Raw genomic sequence first — 23,670 nt, 5'->3', positions numbered from 1 at the left:
TCGACGCGGCGACCGGTTCGCCGCGAGTTCGTTATGACTTCGCTTTCTCCGCCGCCGCCTTCGGCACCCGGCCCATCAGATAGAACTCGTCGTTCGGCCGCATCGAGATCACATTGGCCATCCGGTTCGACAGGCCGAAAAACGCGGTAATCGCCGCGATGTCCCAGATGTCTTCGTCGGTGAAGCCGTGGCCGCGCAACGCCTGGAAGTCGTTTTCGTCGACGGTGCCCGATGCGCGGCACACCTTCAGCGCGAAATCGAGCATCGCCTTCTGACGTTCGGTGATATCGGCCTTGCGATGATTGACCGCGACCTGATCCGCGAGCAACGGCGCCTTCTCGTAGATGCGCAAAATCGCGCCGTGCGCGACCACGCAGTACAGACAATCGTTGACCGCACTCGTCGCGACCACGATCATTTCGCGCTCGCCTTTCGTGAGGCCCCCCTCTTTCAGCATCAACGCGTCGTGATACGCGAAGAACGCGCGAAACTCGTCGGGCCGATGCGCGAGCGTCAAAAACACGTTCGGCACGAAACCGGCTTTTTCCTGCACTTCGAGAATACGGGCGCTGATATCGGCGGGCCACTCGCCCGGCTCGGGCACCGGGTAGCGGCTGATGGGCTGAAGCGTTGCCATTCGCTGTCTCCGTGATGGTTGTACGTGTATGCGGGTGATTGTAGCAACGCCGCCACGCTCGATAACGTCCGATATCCGCACCTCCAACGAGCCCGCCAGCGCCTACACTCGACTAGACCGGTGCGCGATTGCGATCCGGCCACTCTACCCGCCGCGCCGCGCCGCGCCGCGCGGCGATCCTCCGAGGAGCGAGCATGGCAAACGTCATTCACGACCCGCGCGCCGCCGTCGTCAAGGTGCGTCCCGACCGCGAAATGGCGACCGCGCAGCGGCTGCCGTATTTCGTCGGCATTTCGGCGAATAGCGCGGGCGCTACCGGGCTGTCGATGTACATGGTCGTGGTGCCGCCGGGCGGCCACGCGGAGCCGCACTTCCACGCCGACTACGAGACCGCGATCTATCAGCTCGAAGGCCGGGTCGAGACGCGCTACGGCCCGGGCCTGCGCGAGTCGGTGATCACCGAGGCGGGCGACTTTCTGTTCATTCCGCCGGGCGTTCCGCACCAGCCGTTCAATCTCGAACCGCACGCGGTCGCGCGGGCGATCGTCGCGCGCAATCACGCGGACGAGCATGAGCAGGTGGTGCCGTACGATCCGGCGGCCGATGCCTGAGCCACCGCACCCTTCAGCAACCTTACCCGCAGCCTTTCACGGTCTTTCACAACACCGACCCGCTACCTGTGCTTAAATCCGTCTTTCGCGCCGATGCGCACGGCTTGCCCCCGCATCGCCGTACGCGTCGCATGGCCGTCCAGCGGCTGGCGCAGACCGATTGCGTTTTCTCTCATTGCTTTCTCAGGAGCGCGGTAGTGTGGCATTTCCCGATTGCTATTCCAGCGTCTCTCGGCGTCTGGGCCGTCTTCATGAGCGTGCTCGTCACGCAGCTCGGCATGCCGATTCCTGCCGCGCCGATGCTGATCCTCGGCGGCACGATGGCCGCAATGGGGCAAACCTCGTATCTGAACGTGATCTTCGCGGCGGTCGGCGCGACGCTGCTGGCCGACTCGCTATGGTTTTTCACCGGCCGCGCGTACGGCCGCCGGCTGCTGAACTATCTGGTGCGCTTCTCCCTTTCGCTCGACACCACCGTGCGGGTCGCGCGCAATACTTATGAACGCTACGGCGCGCCGATCCTGACGGTCGCCAAGTTCCTGCCGGGTCTCGGCCTGATTTCCGCGCCGCTGCTCGGCACCACCGCGATCGGGGTCGGTGTGTTCCTGTGGTGGGATCTGGTCGGCGCGACGCTGTGGGCCAGCATGTGGGTGATCGGCGGCGGCGCGCTGCACGATCAGATCGTGCAACTGATCCTGGCCGTGCGGCACAACGGCGGCACGATCGTCGATACGTTCGCGGTGATCTTCGCGGGGGCTTTGCTGTATCGCTGGCTGCGTCGTTTACAGTTTCGCCGCTGGCTCGCGCATACGCGCATCTCGCCCGATCAGCTCGACGAGATGATGAAATCGAACGAACCGCCGCTGATTCTCGATGCGCGGCCGAGTATCGTGCGCGAAAAGGAATCGCACCGGATTGCCGGCGCGCGTCCGCTCGACCTCGAATCGCCCGAACCGATTCATCCCGAGTATCTGAAGCGGCCGATCGTCGTCTATTGCGTGTGTCCGAACGAAGCGACGGCCAAGCGCATCGTTAAACAGCTGCATCGCAAGAACATTCATCACGTTCGCGCGCTGAAGGGCGGCCTCGACGCATGGGAGAAGCGCGGTTATCCGGTCGAACCGTTGCCGCCCGACTTCAATACCGCGATGGCGCATATGCTCGAAGACAAGGGGCTCGAAGGCGAATACACGATCCGCGCGCGGCTCGCGAAATAAGCGCAATTCGCGCCGTATTCGCGCGCGAATTCGAGCGAATTTATCCGGCATCGCACGCGATGCCGGATTGCCAAAAAAATAAAAATAAATTGACGGCATTTATAGCTCGTATATGCTTCCTACAGGGCGATCGGTTTGAGCACGCCGCTTAAGCACTGAAATAAGTTCTGCAATACGTACCATCAGATGTTTGGCTGCGTAGCGAAACCGTCTCGCAGCGGTTCAATGCGATCGACCCGCGTGCTGTTTCCTCAGGATCCGCTACGGATTCGAAACAACGCGTTCAATACTTCCCTCAACAACGCAGTCGAGTGTCATCGTGAGAGTCCGAGGCCCTTTGGTGAACTGGAATCGCAGTCAGGCACGCAGTATGTGCATTGACGGCGCCAGCGCCGACGGCAGCAGCGGCAGCCTTGCGTTCCGCCGCTTTCTGTCCGTCATCACAGTCCTGTCGCGTCGTTCCGTACGGCGCCGTAACGTGCTGTCCGCTCGTGCGTTTATCGCCGTGCGCACAGACGAAGTCGCTTCGCTGCTGCCGTAGCGCCTCCCTTCCGTCATCTCATTCGCGGTTCGATTGATCCGTTTGCACGCGTTGGCTCGCGAGCGAATGGCTTGCGCCTGCGCGCTGCCGACCGATAGCCGTACATCGCGGACTACGGATTAAATCGCATCCGTTTCCAATAAGCGCTGCGCGTTATTGCGTCGATTTGCGCTGGCTTTGACTCGCCTGCGCGTTTTCCGATAACGCCGCACGTTATTCCGAACGCCGCCGACTCGACCGCCGGCGCGGAATCGACACGTCTATTCGTTATGCAAAACAAACCCGTCGTTGCTATTACCGCAGATAGAACGATGCTCGGCGCGCTTGCCGTGCAGTGGCATCCGGAATGGAAACAGGCGCAAGACCCGTTATCGAACGCAATCTTTCGCGCATTCGGCGACGCCTGTCGCCGGCGCATGGCCACACGAAACAACGCCGGTGCCTTCGCAGCCCTGCCCGCCTGACCGGCTCGCGCATCAAACATAGAGAGAACAACCATGCATGACATCGACGAATTTCTGAAAAAGCATCACGTGACCGAAATCGAAGCGATCATCCCGGATATGGCCGGCATTGCGCGCGGCAAGATCATTCCACGCAGCAAGTTCGAATCGGGCGAGTCGATGCGTCTGCCGCAAGCGGTAATGGTCCAGACCGTGACCGGCGACTATCCGAAAAGCGATTCGCTGACCGGCGTCACCGACCCCGACATGGTGTGCGTCCCCGACGCGAGCACGATCCGGATGATTCCGTGGGCGGTCGATCCGACCGCGCAGGTGATCCACGATTGCGTCCACTTCGACGGCACGCCGGTCGAAATTTCGCCGCGCTGCGTGCTGCGCCGCGTACTCGACCTGTACCACGCGCGCGGCTGGAAACCGGTGATCGCGCCGGAACTCGAGTTCTATCTGGTCGATATGAACCGCGATCCCGATCTGCCGCTGCAACCGCCGGTCGGCCGCACCGGTCGCGCGGAAACCGGCCGCCAGGCGTATTCGATCGAAGCGGTCAACGAATTCGACCCGCTGTTCGAAGACATCTACGAGTACTGCGACGTGCAGGAACTCGAAGTGGACACGCTGATTCACGAAGTCGGCGCCGCGCAGATGGAAATCAACTTCATGCACGGCGATCCGCTGAAACTCGCGGACAGCGTGTTTCTGTTCAAGCGCACGGTGCGCGAGGCGGCGCTGCGTCACAAGATGTATGCGACGTTCATGGCCAAACCGATGGAAGGCGAACCGGGCTCGGCGATGCATATGCATCAGAGTCTCGTCGACGTCGAAACCGGCCGCAATCTGTTCACCGCCGCGGATGGCGAACCGACCTCGCTGTTTACCGGCTATATCGCCGGCTTGCAGAAGTACACGCCGGCGCTGATGCCGATCTTCGCGCCGTACATCAATTCGTACCGTCGACTATCGCGCTTCATGGCCGCGCCGATCAATGTCGCGTGGGGCTACGACAACCGCACGGTCGGCTTCAGGGTGCCGCATTCGGCGCCGGTCGCGCGCCGCGTCGAGAACCGTATTCCGGGCGTCGATTGCAATCCGTATCTGGCGATTGCCGCGACGCTGGCCGCAGGTTATCTCGGCATTACCCAGCGACTCACCGCGACAGAACCGCTGGCGAGCGACGGCTATGCGTTGCCATATCAATTGCCGCGCAATCTCGAAGACGGTCTGTCGTTGATGAGCGCATGCGAGCCGATTGCCGAAGTACTCGGCGAGAAGTTCGTGCGTGCGTATCTCGCGCTGAAAGAGACCGAATACGAGGCGTTTTTCCGCGTGATCAGTTCGTGGGAACGCCGGCATTTGCTGCTGCACGTCTGAGCATTGGCAGCTATTCAGAGCAGAATCGCAAACGAACACCGGAGGCTATATGAACTATAAGACCGAGGAAGTCGCATTCGCAACGACACAGGACGCTGAGCAGATCACGGGCACGAGCACGAGCACGCAGACACTGAAAACTACCTCGCGCAGCACCGCCGACTACCGCGCGCTGGATGCCGCGCATCATCTCCATCCGTTCTCGGATATGGGCGCACTGAACCGCGCGGGCAGCCGCGTGATCGTCAAAGCGCACGGCGTGTATCTGTGGGACTCGGACGGCAACAAGATCATCGACGGAATGGCGGGACTGTGGTGCGTGAACGTCGGCTATGGCCGCAAGGAACTCGCCGACGCCGCTTATAGGCAGATGCAGGAGCTGCCGTACTACAACACGTTCTTCAAGACCACCCACCCGCCGGTGATCGAACTATCGGCGCTGCTCGCCGAATTGACGCCTGAGCCGTTCAAGCATTTTTTCTATTGCAACAGCGGTTCGGAAGGCAACGACACGGTGTTGCGCATCGTCCACCAGTACTGGGCGACGCAAAACCAGCCCGCGAAGAAGTTCGTGATCGCGCGCAAGAACGCTTATCACGGTTCGACGATTGCGGGCGGCACGCTTGGCGGAATGGCGTATATGCATGAGCAGATGCCGTCGAAAGTCGAGAACATCGTGCATATCGATCAGCCGTATTTCTTCGGCGAAGCGGCAAGCGGTCAGACGCCGGAAGAATTCGCACTGGAGCGGGCCAGACAACTGGAGCAGAAGATTCTCGAACTCGGCGCGGACAATGTCGCCGCGTTTATCGGTGAGCCTTTCCAGGGAGCGGGCGGCGTGATTTTCCCGGCGGCAAACTATTGGCCGGAAATTCAGCGCATTTGCCGCAAATACGACGTGCTGCTGGTCGCGGATGAGGTGATCGGCGGCTTCGGGCGTACCGGCGAATGGTTCGCGCATCAGCACTTTGGTTTCGAGCCGGATCTGATTACGCTCGCGAAGGGGCTGACGAGCGGTTATGTACCGATGGGCGCGGTGGGACTACATGAGCGCGTCGCGCGCGCACTGATCGAGCACGGCGAATTCAATCACGGGCTCACGTACTCGGGGCATCCGGTCGCGGCTGCGGTTGCCGTCGCGAATCTGAAGCTGCTGCGCGACGAGAAAATCGTCGAGCGCGTGAAAACGGATACCGGTCCTTACTTTCAGAACCGGCTGCGTGAGACGTTCGCCGGGCATCCCATTGTCGGCGAGATCAGCGGTGCGGGTCTGGTTGCCGGCGTCCAGCTTGCGCAGGCGCCGCGCACCCGCACGCGCTTCGAGAATGGCGGGGAAGTCGGGACGCTATGCCGCGATTTCTGCTTCAACAGCAATCTGGTGATGCGCGCGACCGGCGACCGGATGCTGCTGTCGCCGCCGCTGGTGATCAGCCGGCCGGAAATCGACGAGATCGTGAGCAAGGCGAAAGCGGCGATCGATGCGACCGCGCGGGCGCTTGGGATTATGCTGTAGCGCGGTGGCGGCCCGCGGATCGCGTACACCACCCCACCGCGGCACAGAGTTTGCGCGATCCGAAGCCGCCTCTATCCGCCATCGCTGCACCACGACCAGGATTGTCCAGCCATGAACGAATACTGCATGTTCAAAGGGAATTTACTGCGCGCCGCGCCTTTCAAGGATTCTTATGTAGGCAGTCCGCACTACGTGATTACCGTGACGGGCAACGACAATGGCAACGACAACAAGCCATTCAACCTCGTCGTAAATTCGGCATCGACGCAACCCGGTAAAAACGGCAGCGACGATGTGTACTTCTATGCGGACCTGAACTTCACCGATCCGCTGACCGCGAAACTGAAAGATCTCGCACCCGGTCTCTACACCAGCGGCTTTCCACGCCTCGATTACTTCCAGGACAGCAGCCTGCTCGACATCCGCAGAATGCGGCCGATTCCATACAAGGACGAGAACGGCAATCGCGCCGACGTCAACGACATCGTCAACGGCATTCTGAGCATCGACGAAACCCAGCCGTCCGAAAGCCTGCCGTACGACAACGGCAGCGGTCAGCTGCACAACCGCGACTTCTGGACCCCGACCAGCGCGGGCATCGTCGTCTACGGTTTCGGCTTTCTATTCCTGCCGAAAAAGGACGGCCTGCACGAAACCCACATGAATCAGGGCAATCCGCGCGGTCCGCACTACGACGAAAACGGCGCGTTCCAGGACGGCGCGGTGATCGTGCAGCGCGCCGACGGCTTCGCCGCGATGTTCACCGCGTTTCAGACCCAGTATCTGCCGACCAACGCGTCCGGCAATCCCGTGCCGAACGCGCTGGCCTTGCCGGATTACATCCGCGGCGGCGGCAGCTGAATCAGAAGCTATGCCGCAGCCCCGCCATCAAACCGAGTTGACCGGCGCCCGGCGCGGGCGTCGTGCCGCCGCCGCCCTGGCTCACCGTGTAGGCCGCCTTGTCGCTATTCCACAGATACGCGCCTTGCAGATACACGGCCGTGCTCTTCGAGAGCAGATAGGTAGAACGTAACGCGGCAATCGTGCCGCGCGTATCGTCGTGACTATTGATGATCCGGTACACGCCGCCGTCGACGATAAACGCCGGCGTCACGTTATACGACGCGGTCAGATAGTACTGGTTGGAATGCGGATTCGGCGTGGCCGGCGACACGGTATCGACACGCCGGCCGATCCAGCCGCCGCCGAGCCGCACAGGGCCGATATGGCCGTAGCCGTTCAACTGCATCCGCACGTCGGTGTCGTCCGGATTCGTGAACGCGAACGACGGCGTACCGTCGAACATGCTCGCCATCGCGCCCGGGCCGCCGTGCTGCTGATCGTACGCGGCGGCAACGCCATAGCCGTTACGGTCGTAGCGCAGCAGCGCCGACCATTCGCGGCAGGTCGGCCCGCTGCCGGCCGTCGGTCCCGCGCAGGTGCCCTGTCCCGGCGAATTGCCGGTGCCGGTCGAGTCGCGACCGAACGACCACGTCGCGCCGAGCGTGACGCCCGCATAACTGCCCTTGTAGACGACGGTGTTATCGCTGCGCGAACTCGGCAGGTACTGATCGAACGACGCGGTGCCGCCATAGATGTCGGGGCCCAGCAGGTCCGCGTCCGACAGCGCCCAGAACGTCATCGTGTACTGGCGGCCAAACGTCAGCGCGCCGTACGGCGAATTCACGCCGACCCACGCCTGCCGACCGAACAGCCGGCCGCCTTGATTCAGCGTGCCGTTGCGCATATTGAAGCCGCTTTCGAGCGCGAAGATCGCCGACATCCCGCCGCCCAGCGCCTCGGTGCCGCGCAGGCCCCAGCGCGACGGCAACTCGCCGGTAACGCCCGGCATCCGCACGACGCTGTCGCCCGCCGCGTTCGCGTGCGTCACGTATTCGATACCCGTATCGACGATCCCATACAGCGTCACGCTGCTCTGCGCACACGCAATTGTGCTGATACCGGCCAACACCAAACCTGCCGCGATTCTTGATTTCATAGTCTCCGCGATTTCCTGTTTATGGATTATTTGATTCGCATGCCTGAGCGAACGGGCGAACGTCACCCGCTCGCGGCGCGCGAGAAAATGGACGACAAAGAAGGGGAAATTCAGATCATCGAGGCCAGTCCCCCGCGTGACGAACGCCGCGCGAGGGACCGCCTTATCGCTCAGCGCGCGCTCGCGACGCCTCTACGCGGAATGTGCCGCTGCACCACCGCGAGCGCGATCATCACGACCACCATCGCGATGCCGAGCATCAACAGGTAGGCGGACGCGCCGCCCGCCGTAATCACCGCCGCGCCCGCGAACGCGCTGAGGATCGCGCCGAGGCGGCCGACCGCGAGCGCCGATGCGGTACCGGTTGCCCGCACGCCGGTCGTGTACACGTATGCGCACAGTGCGTACATCGTCGATTGCACCGCGTTGACGAACAGGCCATGCAGACCGAGACCGAAGATCATCAGCGTGGTGTGCCGGGTCGCGCTGACGCCGAGCAGCATCCACGCACTCGCGAAGCCGCCCGCGCAGCACAGCAGCAGCGGCCAGCGCGAACCGTAGCGGCCGATCGCGAGCGCGCACAGCACCGCGCCGATCACGCCGCCCAGGTTGTACGCGCTCAGCCCGTAGCCGGCCATCGCGACGCTCAAACCTTCGCTGGTCAGCATCGACGGCAACCAGCTGAACGCCGCGTACACGGCGAGCAGGCACATGAAAAACGCGCCCCAGATCGCAACGGTGTCGCGCGCGCGGCCGTCGCGGAACAGCGCGGTGAAGCCGACGTGTTTCTCCGCGCTCTGTTCACGGATGTCGGTGAAGCTCGCATCGGCCGACACGTCGCGCTGCATCCGGCGCAGCAGCTTCGCCAGTTCCGGCCAGCGGCGCGGACGGCGCGCGAGAAAGCGCGGCGACTCCGGCAGCGCGATCAGCAGCACGACAGCGAGCAGCAGCGGCAGCACCCCGCCCGCGACGAACAGACCGCGCCAGCCGTACACCGGCAACACCTGGCCCGCGAACAGCCCGGCGACCATGCCGCCCAGCGGCACGCACAGAATCGTCGCGGTCACCGCGAAGGTGCGAAAACGCGCGGGCGTGAATTCGGCGGTCAGCGTGGTCGAGCTCGGCAGCGCGCCGCCGATCCCCAACCCGGCAACAAAGCGCAGCGCCGCGATCGCCGCGACGTTCGGCGCGAGGCTGATCGCGCAGGTCGCGACGCCGAACACCAGCACGCTACCGATCACCGCCCAACGCCGGCCGAAACGATCGGCGAACAGGCCCGCGAACGCGCTGCCGATTCCCATCCCGACCAGCCCCGCCGCGACCACCGGCGCAAACGCGTTGCGCGTGATGCCCCACTCCTTGATCAGCGTCGGAATCGCGAAGCCGATCAGCTGACTGTCGAAACCGTCGACAACGATCGACAGCGCCGCGAGCACCACCGCGAATTTCTGCAACAGCGTGTACGGACCGTCGTCGAGTGCGTGACCGATATCGACCGCGCTGCCGCCGCGCGCGATGCCGGCGAGCGCCGCGTCGTGATGCGCGGTCGAGGCCTCGGCCGAAGCGGGAGGAACGTAATTCATCAGCTTGTCTCCATGTTTGCGCTGCGTGCGCGTTTATCGATTTTTTTTGTTATCGGTGTCGCCAGCGCGGCTTCGACGCGCGCTGGACTTCATGCTTCAACGCGGGCCGCGTGCGTCGACCAGTCGTACCAGTTGCAGCAGACATTCGGTGGTCGGTACGGCGACGCCCTTCGCGTGCGCGGCCGCGACGACCGCGCCGTTGATCGCGTCGATCTCGGTTTTGCGGCCCGCCAGCACGTCCTGCAACATCGACGGCCGATGCGCGCGGTGATTCGCGAGCGCGAAGCGCACGTTGTCGATCACATGTGCCTGATCGAAGGCGATGCCGTTCGCGCTCGCGACCGTCGCGACTTCGGCGACGATCTTCAGCGCGAGCGCCTCGCCTTCCGGCAGATTCGTCAGCTCGCCGACCGTGCATTGGGTCATCGCGCACAGACTGTTCAGCGCCGCATTGAACGCGACCTTCTCCCAGATCGCCGACCACACGTTCGGATCGGCGACGCTGTTCAGGCCCGCCGAATTCAATGCATCGACGGTGCGCTGTACGTGTGCATGCAACTCGCCGTCCGCGCTCATCAGACGGATTTCGCCGGCGCCGTGCGAGCTGACCTCGCCGGCGCCCGGCTTGTCGGCGGGCCATGTCGTCATGCCGGCCATCACGCGTTCGCGCGGGACGTGGCGAGCAATTCGTTCGACATTGCCGAGCCCGTTCTGCAACGACAGCACCGCAGTGTGCTCGCCGAGCAGCGCCCGCGCCGAAGCGAGCGCCGCGTCGGTGTGCATCGTCTTCGTGAAGACGATCAGCAGTTCGGGCGCGGCAGTGGCCTGTTCGGGGCGGCAGCCTTCAAGACTGCCAACCATTCGCGAGCCCGCGTCCGTCGTCAGACGCAAGCCTTCGCGGCGAATCGCATCGAGATGCGCGTCGTCGATATCGACGAGCGTGACGCGATGGCCCGCCTCCGCAAGCAGCCCGCCGAACAGCGAGCCCATCGCGCCCGCGCCGAGAATGGCGATTTCCATAGCGTCACGCATCGTGATCTCCGGATTAGAACGGGTAGTGACGCGGGGTCGTTTGCAGCGTGATCCAGCGCAGATCGGTGAATTCCGCGATCCCCGCCTTGCCGCCGAAATGGCCGAAGCCGCTCGACTTCACGCCGCCGAACGGCATCTGCGCTTCGTCGTGCACGGTCGGCCCGTTCACGTGGCAGATGCCCGACTCGATGCGTTTCGCGACGTTCAGCGCGCGCGCCGTGTCGCGGCTGAACACCGCGGCGGACAGCCCGTATTCGTTGTCGTTCGCGCAGGCAATCGCCGCATCTTCGCCGCTCACGCGCACGATCGGCTTGACCGGGCCGAACGATTCGTCGTGATAGATGCGCATCTCGGGCGTCACGCGGTCGAGCAGCGTGGCCGCCATCAGCGTGGTTTCGCTGCGGCCGCCGCACACCAGCGTCGCGCCCTTCGCGAGCGCATCGTCGATCAGCGCGTTGCAACGCTCGACGGTGCTCATATCGACCACCGAGCCGAGCACGACCGGACCGTTGCGCGGATCGCCGAGCGGCAGTGCGCGAGCGCGTGCGGCGAGCTTCTCGACGAACGCATCGGCAATGCTGTCGTCGACGATGATTCGTTCGGTGGACATACAAATCTGCCCGGAATTGGCGAACGCGCCGAACACGGCCCCGTCGACGGCCGCGCTGATGTCGGCGTCATCGAGCACGACGAGCGGCGCCTTGCCGCCGAGTTCGAGCACCGACGGCTTCAGATTGCGCGCGCAGGTCTCGGCGATGATGCGGCCCACGCGGGTCGAGCCGGTGAAGTTCACGCGGCGCACGGCCGGATGTTCGATCATCGCGTCGACGATGCGCGCGGCGTCGGCCGGCGCATTGGTCACGAAGTTCACGGTGCCGCGCGGCAAGCCGGCTTCCTGCATCGCTTCGATGATCAGCCCGTGAGTCGCCGGGCAGATCTCCGAGCCCTTCAGCACGACCGTGTTGCCGCACGCGAGCGGCAGCGCGATCGCGCGCACCGCGAGGATCACCGGCGCGTTCCACGGCGCCATGCCGAGCACCACGCCGGCCGGCTGGCGCACGCCCATCGCGAGACTGCCGGGCACGTCGGACGGAATCAGCTCGCCGGCAATCTGCGTAGTCAGCGCGGCCGCTTCGATCAGGCCGGCCGCCGCCAGGTGCACGTTGAAGCCGGCCCAGATGCCGGACGCGCCGGTCTCGGCGGCCATCGCCGCGGCGAATGCGTCGGCCTTCGCTTCGAGTGCATGCGCGGCCTTGGTCAGGAATGCGCGGCGCTCGCTCGGGCCCAGCGCGGACCAGACCGGGAACGCGGCGGCGGCGGCATCGACCGCGGCCACCGCGTCTTCGACGGTCGCGGCCGGCGCGCGCGTCGCGACTTCGCCGTCCAGCGGGTTGCGGCGCTCGAAGGTCGCGCCGTTGCGCGCCTGGACCTGTTCGCCGGCGATCAGCATCGAGACATTTTTCATCGTGTGTGTCCTTTGTCGGGCGCAGCGGGTGCCGTGGCACCGGCCGCGCTTCCATCTAACGTTGTCGGAAATTGCGCGCGAGGCGCTGCCCGTTACGCGACGACCACCTCGACCAGCGTCGGGCCATTGTGCAAAGTCCCGGCCGCGAGCGCGTCGCGCAACGCGTCGGCGAGTTTAGCCGCAGCGTCGACGCGCACGCCAGGGCAGCCCATCCCCGCGGCGATCGTCACGAAGTCGAGCCCCGGCAGATCGGTGCCCTGCACCGGCTCGTGCGGACCGAAACCGAACACCGGCGCGAAGTCCTGCAACGCCGCGTAGCGCGTGTTGTTCAGGATCACGAAGGTAATCGGCAGGCGCATCTGCGCGGCGCTCCAGATCGCCTGGATCGAGTACATGCTGGAGCCGTCGCCGATCAGCGCGATCACCCGCTCGCCGGGCCGCGCGAGCGCGACGCCGACCGCGGCCGGCATCCCGTAGCCGAGGCCGCCGCTGTCCATCGTCAGGAACTTGCCGGCGCGCGGGATCGGCAGATAGCGTTGCATCACCGGCCGCGAACTCGGCGCTTCCTCGACGACGATGCCGTCGGGATCGCGCACTTCGGTGAGCGTCTGCAACGCGAACGCGACCGACATCCGCTCGCCGGCCACCGGCGGCAGCGCGCGCGGCGGCACCTCGCGCGGCGCCGGCAACGCCCGTTCGGCGGGCGCGGCGCGCGCGAGCAGGTCCTGCACGCCGAAGCGCACATTGCCGACCGCGACGAGGCCTTGCGGCGTCCACGACGCGACCGCGGGATCGTCGATCAGCTGACACAGCTGCGCGCCCGGCGGCACGTGCGGCCCGTTGCCTTCGACGTGATAGGTGAACGCCGGCGCGCCGATCGCGAAGATCGCGTCATGCGCGCCGAGCAGTTCGACGATGCGCTCGCGCATCGCCGGCAGGAAACCCGCGAATAGCCGATGCGTTTCCGGAAAACTGCAACGCCCGGTCATCGGCGCGACGTAGACCCGCGCGCGATGACGCTCGGCGAGCCGCACGACTTCATCCGCCGCATCCGCGCGATCGACCGCGCCGCCGACCACGAACGCCGGCCGCTCGCACGCGTCGAGCAACGCGCCGATGCGCTCGAGCATCGCCGGATCGGGACGCGTCACGTGCGAAACCTCGCGCTCGGCCACCCGCTCGGCCGGCTGATCCCAGTCGTCGGCGGGAATCGACACGAACACCGGGCCGCGCGGCTCCTGCATCGCGATCGCATAGGCGCGCGCGATCGCCAGCGGCACGTCCTGCGCGCGCGCCGGCTCGATACTCCATTTCACATAGGGCTTCGGCAGTTCGCTCGCCTGGGTCGCGGCGAGGAACGGGTCGTACGGCAGGATCGAGCGGGCCTGCTGACCGGCGGTGACGACCAGCGGCGTGCGATTGCGAAACGCGGTGAAGATGTTGCCCATCGCGTTGCCGACGCCGGCCGCCGAGTGCAGATTGATCAGCGCCGCGTTGCCGGTGGCCTGCGCGTAGCCGTCGGCCATGCCGACCACCACCGCTTCCTGCAAGCCGAGCACGTAGCGGAAATCCGTGGGGAAATCGCGGAACATCGGCAGTTCGGTCGAGCCGGGGTTCGCGAAGATCGACGTCATGCCGACGCGGCGCGCGAAGTCGATGACCGCGTCGCGCACGGTCCATGGCGCGTTGCCCGGGCTGCCTGCCTGCGGGCGGGATTCGACTGCTTGCGTCTGATTCTGTTGCGGCGCGCTGCCTGTCATGTGGTGTCTCCTGTCTTGTGAGCGCCTGAATTCGATGGGTGATTATCTGGTCGCCTAGGGGTAACCGAAAATTGCCGAATCCGCAAAAAGGCATTACCTTTCGGCATGACTTACAACCTCCAGCAATTGCAGGCGTTCGCGACGATCGTCGCGAGCGGCAGCCTTGGGCGGGCCGCGGACGCGCTGCACATCACCCAGCCGGCGCTGAGCCGGACCATCCGCCGGCTCGAGGAACAGGTCGGCGCGCCGCTGTTCGAGCGGCACTCGCGCGGCATGCATCTGACCGCGGTCGGCGAGGCGCTGCTGCCGCACGCGATCCTGCTGCAACGCGAGGCCGAACAGGCGCGCGAGGAAATCGACGCGATGCGCGGGCTCGCGCGCGGCACGATCCGGGTCGGCGCGGTGGGCAGCATCGCGAGCCTCGTGCTGCCGCTCGCGGTCAGCGGCGTGCTCGACAAGTGGCCGAATCTGCGCGTGGAGATCATCGAGGGCGTGTGGGATCGGCTCGCCGATGCGCTCGTCAAGCGCGAGATCGATCTCGCGCTCAGCCGGGCCATGCCCGATACCGAGGAGATCACCGCGATCACCGATTGCCGCTGGGAAGACGCGAGCTACGTGGTGGCCGCGCTCGATCATCCGCTGCGCGCCAAGCCCGATCTCACGCTCGCCGATACGATGAACGAACGCTGGGCGATTCCGCCGCGCGGCACCGGCCCGTTCGAGCATATGCAGAGCGTGTTCGCCGAGCGCGGGTTGGGACTGCCGAATATCGTGGTCGAGACGCGGTCGGTGACGACGCTCAAGAGTCTCGTTGCGCGCTCGGGCTTTCTGAGCTGGATGGCCTCGACGATGTATGTGACCGAGAGCAAGGCCGGCGTGTTCGATACGCTGGCGGTGCCGGGGGTGGTCGGGCGGCGCACGCTGACCGCGTTTCGGCGCCGCCAGGGGATTCTGCCGAGTCCGGCGGTGAAGCTGCTGGAACAGTTGCGCTTGTTGACGGCGGCGGGGGCGGATGCCGGATAGCCTGATGCGCGCGCTTTACTATCCTGTTGCCTGTTCTATTACTTGCGCTGTTACCGCGCGCCGGCACCATACTGTCGTTCCGTTTGCTTCCCTCCTGCTTTCTATTTGCTTTCCGCTTGCGAGGATCTGCCGATGACCACCCTGCTCACCCGCGAATACGCGTCGAAATTCGCCAACCTCGCGCTCGCGCATCTGACGCGCGAATATCCGAACAAGCTCACGCACTCGCTCGCCGGTCCGCAGGACGTGCAAGGGCCGCGCGCGTTGCACCCGATCTTCTACGGCAGCTACGACTGGCATTCATGCGTGCATGGGTACTGGCTGATCCTGCATCTGCTCGAACGTTTTCCCGATCTGCCCGAAGCCGCGCGCATCGTCGCGGTGGTCGACGAACATATTACCGATGCGAACGTGGCCGGCGAGCGCGCGTATCTCGATCTGCCGCACAATCGCGGCTTCGAGCGCCCGTACGGTTGGGCATGGCTGCTCGCGCTGAGCGGGCAGTTGCAAGCGCTGAAGATCTCCGAGGCCGCGCGCTGGGTAAAAGCATTCGCGCCGCTGACCGATGCGTTTGTCGAACGCTTCGAGGAATTCTTACCGAAGGCGACTTATCCGCTGCGTGTCGGCACGCATTTCAATATGGCGTTCGCGCTTTCGCTGACACTCGATTTCGCGCGGCAGACTTCGCGCACTTCGCTCGATGCGTTGATCGTCAACACTGCTGAGCGATGGTTTCTCGATGACGTCGCGTGTCAGGCGTGGGAGCCGGCCGGGGACGAGTTTCTGTCGCCGTCGCTGATGGAAGCGGAGTTGATGCGGCGCGTGCTGCCGCCCGCGCAATTCACGGACTGGTTCGGGCGCTTTCTGCCGAACCTCGGCGCGAAACAGCCGGCGACGTTGTTCACGCCGGTCACCGTCAGCGATCGCAGCGACGGCAAGATCGCGCATCTGAACGGCTTGAATCTGAGCCGCGCGTGGTGTCAAAGGTCACTCTCGCGGGCGCTGCCTGCGGGCGATATTCGTGCGAAGGTATTGCTCGATGCGGCCGAGCTTCATTTGCAAAGCGCATTGCCGCATGTGGCCGGCGATTATATGGGAGAGCATTGGCTGGCGACGTTTGCGACATTGGCATTGGAGGCTTGATTAATTTGTTGATTAGTAGACAAGACTAATCTTCGGTGATATTAATTTTTGCCATATTCACGAGTTAGGGCCTGGCCGTGGCATATGGCAGATATTCGTTGGCTCGACCCGTGTGTCGGCTGGCTCTGCTTCTTCTACTCGTGTCGACCTGCGCCGCGGCCGGGGATCGATGGCGTGTCGTCATACTCCCGGGCGCCGACACGACCCAGCCGGCCGTTATTGCCCAGATCCTTGCACTGCGCAGTGCGCTCACCGCCGTAGCACCGGACGGCGTCGAGTTCTATACCGATTCGCTCGACGAACTGCGTTTCGACGACGCCGATCTGATGGCGCAGTTTCTGGCGTTGCTGCGGAAAAAGTACGAGCGTAAGCGGATCGATATCGTCATCGGCATTTCGGACTTTGCTCTCGAGTTCACAAAACGCTATCACGACGCGATCTGGCCCAATGTCCCGATTCTGATAACGAGCATCGACGAAAGCCGCGTTGAACGCCTGCCGCCGGAGTTTGCCTATGTCCCCTGGCACTACGACGTGGATGGCACGCTCGCTCTGGCCGAAGCACTGCAACCTCGCGCGACGCGACTCGTGGTGGTGGCCGGCAGCGGCACCTTCGACGCATTCACCGCGCAACTCGCGAAGGACACCGCCGTTGCGCGAAAAGCCAGGAACTGGACCGTAGAGCTCTGGACGGGTCTTCCGCTGCAAGACTTGCAGCAGCGGCTTGCCACGCTCGATCCCGCGTCCACGGCTGTTCTCTACACGACGATGTACCGTGACCGCGACGGCCGGACCTTTTTTCCTTTTGAAGCGGTCGCTCCAATGGCGCGAGCGTCGAACGCGCCGATCTACGGCTGGTTTCCGACCTACCTGTCGCACGGCATTGCCGGCGGCGCGGTGATCAATTACGAGGACAACGGCCGGCGGGTCGGCGAACTCGCGGCTGCGATCCTGCTCGGCAAGGTCGACGCCCACGGCGCAACACTGCCGAAACTCGGCTCACGCTGCGTCGTGGACCGCGCACAGATCGACCGACTGGGGATCAACGCCGGTCTGATACCCGTCGCTTGCGAACAGATCAACGTTTCGCCTTCGCTGTGGAATCAATATCGGTGGGCGGTCGTCGTCACTGTCGCGGTGTTGCTGCTGCAAGCGTTGACCATCGCCGCGCTGCTCTGGCAGCGCCGCAAAAGATATAGCGCCGAAGAGGCCGCGGCGCTGCGCGCGAACGAACTGGCACGCGCGGCACGCATCGCGTCGGCCGGCGAACTGAGCGCATCGATTGCGCACGAAGTGGGCCAACCGCTCGGCGCGATCCTCAGCAATGCCGACGCGGCGGGCCTGATTCTCGAACAGCACAAGCCCGAAGTCGGCGAGCTGCAGCAGATTCTCGCGGACGTGCGGCGCGACGCATTGCGCGCCAATCAGGTCGTGCACCGCCTGCGCGCATTGCTGAAAAAGCATCCGATCGAATTCGTGCGACTCGATCTGAATACCACCGTCGAGGAGACGCTCGTGCTGTTGGCGCCGGAAGCGCGGCGCCGCCGCATCGCGATCGAGACCGATCTGAATCGCCACGGTCCCGAAGTCGTCGGCGATCGGGTGCAACTTCAGCAGGTGCTACTGAATCTGGCCGTCAACGCAATGGATGCGATGGCAAACACCGCGGAGCCGCTTCGGCTGCTGACCATTGCGACGCGCCCCACCAACGACGGGGTCGAACTCACGGTCGCCGATCGTGGTACTGGAATCCGCGACGACGTGCGCTCGAAACTGTTCGATTCCTTTTACACGACCAAAGCGCAGGGGATGGGACTGGGGCTGTCGATCGTGCGCACGATCGTCGCGAGTCACGACGGCAAGATCTCCGTCGAGCCGCGTTGCGGCGGCGGCAGCACCTTCGCGGTGTGGCTACCGTCGGCCTCGGGGAGCAGCCTGCGCACCGCGCCGGCATCTTCCGCGGCGGGCCCGACGTAGTTCCGCCCGCTTGCCGCGGGCAACGGAAGATCCTCCAAACAGACACACCGGAGCCAGAAAGCTTGTGGTATTAGTTGAAGCACGTTGGCTTGACGACAATAAATTCATCGAATTTCAGCGCACACGGCCGCGCACGCATCGCGCGGCGCAGTGCGAGCATCGGGATACGAGGAGTTGACACGTGAGCGAACTTGCCGAGGCGGTCATCCATATAGTCGACGACGACGAGAGCATGCGTACCGCCTTGTCGCGTCTATTGAGGATTGCCGGGTATCGGGTGTATGCGTATGCGAGCGCGGGCGAATTTCTGGTGGCCGAGCCGATTCCATTGCCGGGTTGCATCGTGCTCGATGTGGAGCTGCCTGGGCCCAATGGACTCGAACTGCAGCACGCACTGCATCGCCGCGGCGATGCCACTCCCATTGTCTTCATCAGCGCCTACCAGGATATCCCCAAAACCGTGCTGGCGATGAAATCGGGCGCAAGCGATTTCCTGTTGAAGCCGATCGACGCGCAAGCACTGTTCGCCGCGATAGAGAGCGCGCTCGCCGGCCACGATCCCGCGCCTGAACCGCACACCACACTGCCGTACGACGCGGTCGCCCTCAGCGACCGCGAATGCGTGGTGCTGCGCGGGATCACGGCGGGCAGGCTGAACAAGCAGATTGCCGCGGATCTGCGACTGAGCGAACGAACCATCAAATCCTGTCGCGCGGAACTGATGCGTAAATTCGGCGCGCATTCGCTCGCGGAACTGGTGCGGTTCTCCGAACGCGCGAGCCGCTGAACGCCAATGTTCCAGATCAACGATCCCGGCACTTGCCCCGAAGGGCAACGCCGTTGCCCCACATCCCGATAGCGCCCGCGCGTTCCCCGCACGACACTGGAGGTATCACCCCGTGGCTGGCCATGAGCGATACCAAACCGATGGTCGTGCTGGTTGAAGACGACGATGGCATGCGAGGCGCGTTGCAGCGACTACTGAAAGTAGCCGGCTTTCAGACTCGCGCGTTCGAAAGCGCCGAGGCCCTGCTCGCCGCGGACGGCGCAAAGCACGCAAGCTGCCTCGTGCTGGACGTACAGCTTCCGGGCGTGTCCGGCACGGCGCTGTATGAAAGTCTTGCCGGCGAGCGGCCGCCGGTCGTGTTTATCACCGCCTACAACAACGCGACGGTACACGTCGCCGTTGCGGCATTCGCAGGCGCAACGCTACTCATCAAGCCTTTTCTCGGCACAGACCTTCTGGCCGCGATAGCGCGCGTGAGCGGGGCGAGCGGATCACCGTGATGCGCGCAGCCGGCCGCTATGCGACGCGTCTCTGATGAATTTCGATGAATTCGCGGCGCCCGCGCGCGTCGATCCCGCTTCAGTCCAGCACCAGCGAGCCCAACGCGAACGCGCCGAGCGCGGCGACCGCGATTCCGACCCAGTACGCGAGGTTCCACTGCGGCGCGAGCCCTTCGCGGCGCAGGATATTGACGCGCCGCCGATGCTGGAGGACCGCGCTCAGCAAAGCCACCGTGCCGATCACCACCATCGCCATGCCGACCATGCGGGGCGACCAGGTCGCGCCGAACCGGCCGACGATCGGCGAGCCGCGCTGGTTCTCCAGGTATTCGAAGAACTTCGCCAGCGTGAAGCCGAAACTGATCATCGACAGCGAGGTGCGCAGCCACGCCATCAGCGTGCGCTCGACGGCGAAGAAAGTCCGTTCGACCGCCAGCGCGGTGCGCGCGCGCGTCTGCAGCGTCGCCTCGTCGTGCTGCACCGGTGCCGCGGGATGGGTGTCCGGAATGAATAGCGGATCCTTGTCGTGCGGGTCGGTCATGGGCTCACCTTCAGCGGACGCCGGAACTCAGCGCCGAACGGCTGTGTTGCCACTTCACATACGGAATGGCCAGCATCGCGCACAGGATCAGATACAGCGCGAGCGTCGGCGCGAACTGTTCGCCGGGATAGTTGGCCGCCGAGATCATCAGCGCGATGGCGGGATGTCGCGACGCGCTCGAGAGCGCCAGCACCGATGCGTGCTCGCGCTCCGGTCCGCCGAGCCAGTGTCCGGTCAGCAAGCCGGCGAGCACGAAGATCACGATCGCAAGCACCGTCCAATGACCGGTCGCGGACCAGATCGCGCGCCACGCACCCGCCAGCAGTAGCAGCGCGCCCGCGATCAGCAGCAGCGTTGCGACGCGGCGCACCGGTGTGAGCAGTCGCGCCGCCAGTCGCGGCAGGAATCGAGCAAGCAGCATCCCGGCCAGCAGCGGCGCGACGATCATCGTCAGCACGACTTTCAGCAATGCGGCCGGCCCGACCGCCAGCGGCTGCGCGAACAGCCAGTTGAACAGCGCGACCGAGAGCGGCACCGTGACGATCGACACCAGTGCCAGCACGACCAGCAGACCGAGGCCATAAGGCGCGACCCCGCCGGCTTTACGGTGCTTTTTCGGCAATAGCGGCGGCACCGGCGAGATCGCCAACGCACTCAGCACGACGGCCGTCGGCTGCGGCAGGTCGAGAAAGTACACGGCCCCGACCACCAGCAACGGCATCAGCACCAGCATCGCGACCAGCGAGCGCAGCAGCAGCCACGGCCGCTGGACGATGTAGAGCAGATCGTCGCGGCGCGCCTCCAGGCCATAAGTGAATACCGTTCCCGCGATCGCGATCTGCAGCGCGAGGAGAATCAGCGCCTTGGCGTTCATAAACAGTCCTGACGATGAGCGGTGCCGGACGGTGCTCGCAACCGCACCGCCCGGCCAGCGCCGCCCGCACGCATGCGGCGCGAACGCTACCGTTGACCGCCGCCTGCCGCGTCCAGCATCTTCTCGATCACCTGATCCACGCCGAAGCTGGCCGCTTTCTGGCGCGGCGGGAAGGCCTTGAAGCTCTGCAGGAATTCGGCCACCCCCGCCTGCGCCGGCACCAGAATGAACACGTGATCGAGCAGCCAGTCGTAGTAGGTGTTGGACGTAATGTCCGCCCGCTCGTAAGGGTCCGTTCGCAAGTTGAAGATCTTCGGCACGCGCAGCGTGACGAGCGGCTCGGCCCAGATTCGCAGCGTGCCGGCGGTGCGCTGCTCCATGAAGACGACCTTCCAGTTGTCGTAACGCAGGCACGCGAGATCGCCGTCGTCGGTGAAATAGAAGAAGCCCTTGCGCTCCGGTTTCTTCGCTTTGCCGGTGAAGTACGGCATCAGGCTGAAGCCGTCGAGATGCACCTTGAAGTTCTTGCCGTTGGCCTTGGCGCCTTTCTGCAACTGGTCCTTGGCGTGCGCGTTGCCCGCGGCCTCGACGATGGTCGGCAGCCAGTCGAGGTGACTGACGATCTCGTTGCACACCGTCCCCGGCTCGATGACACCCGGCCAACGCACGAGACACGGCACGCGATACGCGCCCTCCCAATTGGAATTCTTCTCGTTGCGAAACGGCGTCATGCCGGCATCGGGCCACGAGTTCATGTGCGGACCGTTATCGGTGCTGTACATGACCATCGTGTTGTCGGCAATGCCGAGTTCTTCGAGCAGCGCGAGCATTTCGCCGATATGTTTGTCGTGCTCGACCATGCAGTCGTGATACTCCGACTGCCAGCGCCCGGCCTGGCCGCGGATGCGGTCCTCGATATGGGTGCGAAAGTGCATGTGCGAGGTGTTGAACCAGACGAAGAACGGTTTGTCCTCCTTATGCGCTTTCTGGATGAACTCCTTCGCGGATGCGAGGAATTCGGTGTCGATGGTTTTCATCCGCTCCCGGGTCAGCGGGCCGGTGTTGTCGATCTTCTGCCCGCCCTTGCCGTCCGACCAGCAATGCAGCACGCCGCGCGGGCCGTACTTTTTGCGGAAGTCGGGAAATTCGGCGGCGTCGGGATAGTCGGGCAGCTCCGGTTCTTCTTCGGCATTCAGGTGATAGAGATTGCCGAAGAATTCGTCGAAGCCGTGCATTGTCGGCAGATGCTCGTCGCGGTCGCCGAAATGGTTCTTGCCGAACTGGCCGGTGCTGTAGCCCAGATCCTTCAGCAATTCGGGAATATTCGGGTCCTCGGCCCGCATGCCGAGCGGCGCGCCCGGCAGGCCGACCTTGGTGAGGCCCGTGCGCAGCCCGCACTGTCCGGTGATGAACGATGCGCGGCCGGCCGTACAGCTCTGCTCGCCGTAGTAGTCGGTAAACACCATGCCGTCTTCGCCGATGCTGTCGATATTCGGCGTGCGGTAGCCCATGACCCCTTTGGTGAAGATGCTCAGATTCGACTGGCCGATGTCGTCGCCCCAGAGGATCAGGAAGTTCGGTTTCTTCGTGCTCGCCATGGAACACTCCTTTGCGTAGAGCTACCGAAGCCGGTAGCGGATCTGTGCGGACCCCGGCGTCGACGGGATTGCGCGAGGCCATCTGCGATGCCGGAATTCAGCCGCTCGCGTCATCGCGAACGACACAACGAAAACCCACGTGACAGGTGGACGTATCGAGCGGCTGCGCCATTCGCGCGGCGGGGCGGTAGCGTCGGCAGTAGTTCGGCGCGCACAGGTACGATCCGCCCTTCATCACCTTGCGCGCAATCCGCACTTGCGGGTTGCGCGCATCCACGCTCGCCTCGCGCGAGCCGCCGCGCGGATTGTCGAGCGTGCAACAGGCCCTTACGATCTTGCCGTGGTCCTGATACCAGTCGCAGGTCCACTCCCAGACATTGCCGGCCATGTCGTACAGTCCGTAGCCGTTCGGCGCGAACGAGCCCACCGGCGCGGTCCATTCGTAGCCGTCTTCCAGCAGGTTCTGCCACGGGAATTCGCCCTGCCACGTATTGGCCATCTGTTTGCCGTCCGGATTCAGTTCGTTGCCCCAAACGAATTCCGCGCCGTCGAGCCCGCCGCGCGCGGCGAATTCCCACTCGGCCTCGGTGGGCAGTTGCTTGCCGGCCCAGCGCGCATATGCTTCGGCATCCTCATAGGCCACGTGGACGACCGGGTGCTCCGCGAGACCTTCGAGCGAACTGCCGGGCCCGCGCGGATGGCGCCAGTCGGCGCCGCGCAGATACACCCACCAGTTGTAGTGATTGCGCAAATCGACCCGCCGCGCTGGCCTCTCGAACACCACCGACGACGGTTCGAGCATCTCCGGCAACGCGCCCGGATAGTCGGCGGGATTCGCCGGACGCTCGGCGCAGGTGACGTAGCCGGTGGCGGCGACAAAACGTTCGAACGCGGCGTTCGTCACCGCGTGAACGTCGATCCGGAAGCCGGCAACGCGCACTTTGTGCGCGGGGGCTTCCTCGGGATAGTGATGGTTCGAGCCCATCAGGAAGGTGCCGCCGGGAATGTGAACCATGTGTTCGCGTTGCGGCGTGGCGT

General features: G+C 64.5%; 20 protein-coding genes and 1 pseudogene. 11 read left to right on the top strand and 10 right to left on the bottom strand.

What is annotated here, in order from left to right:
- Positions 1–31: 31 nt before the first annotated feature.
- Positions 32–637, bottom strand: a complete 606-nt coding sequence (locus BTH42_RS08370; RefSeq protein ID WP_075297767.1) for a peroxidase-related enzyme — start codon at positions 635–637, stop codon at positions 32–34.
- A 194-nt stretch (positions 638–831) separates the two neighbouring features.
- Here BTH42_RS08370 and BTH42_RS08365 point away from each other — a divergent pair, with 194 nt between their 5' ends.
- The 6 genes and pseudogenes from BTH42_RS08365 (at position 832) to BTH42_RS08345 (ending at position 7,212) form a co-directional block, all read left to right on the top strand.
- Positions 832–1,248, top strand: coding sequence for a cupin domain-containing protein (locus tag BTH42_RS08365; RefSeq protein ID WP_075297765.1), 417 nt, complete (start codon positions 832–834; stop codon positions 1,246–1,248).
- Between the two features lie 197 nt (positions 1,249–1,445).
- Positions 1,446–2,465 carry a VTT domain-containing protein gene (locus tag BTH42_RS08360; protein ID WP_075297763.1) on the top strand — a complete coding sequence of 340 codons (1,020 nt, stop codon included), beginning with the start codon at positions 1,446–1,448 and terminating at the stop codon, positions 2,463–2,465.
- A gap of 861 nt (positions 2,466–3,326) precedes the next feature.
- A pseudogene (locus BTH42_RS34735) lies at positions 3,327–3,470 on the top strand (gamma-glutamyl-gamma-aminobutyrate hydrolase family protein); the annotation flags it as partial.
- Between the two features lie 33 nt (positions 3,471–3,503).
- Positions 3,504–4,838 carry a glutamine synthetase family protein gene (locus tag BTH42_RS08355; protein WP_075297761.1) on the top strand — a complete coding sequence of 445 codons (1,335 nt, stop codon included), beginning with the start codon at positions 3,504–3,506 and terminating at the stop codon, positions 4,836–4,838.
- Positions 4,839–4,887: 49 nt separating this feature from the next.
- On the top strand, positions 4,888–6,351 hold the full coding sequence (locus tag BTH42_RS08350; protein ID WP_075297759.1) for an aspartate aminotransferase family protein: 1,464 nt from the start codon (positions 4,888–4,890) through the stop codon (positions 6,349–6,351).
- Positions 6,352–6,462: 111 nt separating this feature from the next.
- On the top strand, positions 6,463–7,212 hold the full coding sequence (locus tag BTH42_RS08345; protein WP_075297757.1) for a DUF2278 family protein: 750 nt from the start codon (positions 6,463–6,465) through the stop codon (positions 7,210–7,212).
- Between the two features lies 1 nt (position 7,213).
- Here the strand turns inward: BTH42_RS08345 and BTH42_RS08340 are convergent, their stop codons facing one another.
- From BTH42_RS08340 to mdlC, 5 genes are all read right to left on the bottom strand, one after another.
- Positions 7,214–8,350: a porin gene (locus BTH42_RS08340; protein WP_075297755.1), complete on the bottom strand. Its 1,137-nt coding sequence runs from the start codon at positions 8,348–8,350 to the stop codon at positions 7,214–7,216.
- 170 nt (positions 8,351–8,520) lie between these two features.
- Entirely contained in the window at positions 8,521–9,933 is a 1,413-nt protein-coding gene (locus BTH42_RS08335) for an MFS transporter (protein WP_075297753.1), read from the bottom strand.
- Positions 9,934–10,029: 96 nt separating this feature from the next.
- On the bottom strand, positions 10,030–10,953 hold the full coding sequence (locus BTH42_RS08330; RefSeq protein WP_075297751.1) for a ketopantoate reductase family protein: 924 nt from the start codon (positions 10,951–10,953) through the stop codon (positions 10,030–10,032).
- A 25-nt stretch (positions 10,954–10,978) separates the two neighbouring features.
- Positions 10,979–12,430 (bottom strand): aldehyde dehydrogenase, encoded by a 1,452-nt coding sequence (locus BTH42_RS08325; protein WP_075297749.1) that lies wholly within the window; start codon positions 12,428–12,430, stop codon positions 10,979–10,981.
- Between the two features lie 92 nt (positions 12,431–12,522).
- The gene (mdlC, locus tag BTH42_RS08320) at positions 12,523–14,190 is read right to left on the bottom strand and encodes a benzoylformate decarboxylase (protein WP_075297747.1); all 1,668 of its coding nucleotides are present in this window, start codon (positions 14,188–14,190) and stop codon (positions 12,523–12,525) included.
- A gap of 105 nt (positions 14,191–14,295) precedes the next feature.
- On the opposite strand from mdlC, the gene BTH42_RS08315 reads away from it, so the two are divergent.
- From BTH42_RS08315 to BTH42_RS08295, 5 genes are all read left to right on the top strand, one after another.
- Complete coding sequence (locus BTH42_RS08315) at positions 14,296–15,213, top strand: LysR family transcriptional regulator (protein WP_075297745.1); 918 nt, start codon at positions 14,296–14,298, stop codon at positions 15,211–15,213.
- A gap of 132 nt (positions 15,214–15,345) precedes the next feature.
- Positions 15,346–16,356, top strand: a complete 1,011-nt coding sequence (locus BTH42_RS08310) for a DUF2891 domain-containing protein (RefSeq protein ID WP_075297743.1) — start codon at positions 15,346–15,348, stop codon at positions 16,354–16,356.
- A gap of 140 nt (positions 16,357–16,496) precedes the next feature.
- Positions 16,497–18,332, top strand: coding sequence for an ATP-binding protein (locus BTH42_RS08305; protein WP_075297741.1), 1,836 nt, complete (start codon positions 16,497–16,499; stop codon positions 18,330–18,332).
- Between the two features lie 181 nt (positions 18,333–18,513).
- Positions 18,514–19,119, top strand: a complete 606-nt coding sequence (locus tag BTH42_RS08300) for a response regulator transcription factor (RefSeq protein WP_075297739.1) — start codon at positions 18,514–18,516, stop codon at positions 19,117–19,119.
- A gap of 122 nt (positions 19,120–19,241) precedes the next feature.
- Positions 19,242–19,619 carry a response regulator transcription factor gene (locus BTH42_RS08295; RefSeq protein WP_075297737.1) on the top strand — a complete coding sequence of 126 codons (378 nt, stop codon included), beginning with the start codon at positions 19,242–19,244 and terminating at the stop codon, positions 19,617–19,619.
- Between the two features lie 79 nt (positions 19,620–19,698).
- Here BTH42_RS08295 and BTH42_RS08290 read toward each other — a convergent pair whose 3' ends face one another.
- The 4 genes from BTH42_RS08290 to BTH42_RS08275 form a co-directional block, all read right to left on the bottom strand.
- Complete coding sequence (locus BTH42_RS08290; RefSeq protein ID WP_075297735.1) at positions 19,699–20,160, bottom strand: YidH family protein; 462 nt, start codon at positions 20,158–20,160, stop codon at positions 19,699–19,701.
- Positions 20,161–20,170: 10 nt separating this feature from the next.
- Positions 20,171–21,034: a bile acid:sodium symporter family protein gene (locus BTH42_RS08285; RefSeq protein WP_075297733.1), complete on the bottom strand. Its 864-nt coding sequence runs from the start codon at positions 21,032–21,034 to the stop codon at positions 20,171–20,173.
- 86 nt (positions 21,035–21,120) lie between these two features.
- Positions 21,121–22,632 carry an arylsulfatase gene (locus BTH42_RS08280; protein ID WP_075297731.1) on the bottom strand — a complete coding sequence of 504 codons (1,512 nt, stop codon included), beginning with the start codon at positions 22,630–22,632 and terminating at the stop codon, positions 21,121–21,123.
- 97 nt (positions 22,633–22,729) lie between these two features.
- A complete protein-coding gene (locus tag BTH42_RS08275) occupies positions 22,730–23,647 on the bottom strand; it encodes a formylglycine-generating enzyme family protein (protein ID WP_075297729.1) in 918 nt (305 codons plus the stop codon).
- Between the last annotated feature and the right edge of the window lie 23 nt (positions 23,648–23,670).

It is taken from the genome of Burkholderia sp. SRS-W-2-2016, assembly GCF_001931485.1.
Taxonomy (GTDB): Bacteria; Pseudomonadota; Gammaproteobacteria; order Burkholderiales; family Burkholderiaceae; genus Paraburkholderia.
The sequence above is the reverse complement of the archived record's forward strand: the minus strand, read 5'-3'. Positions and strand labels throughout refer to the sequence as shown.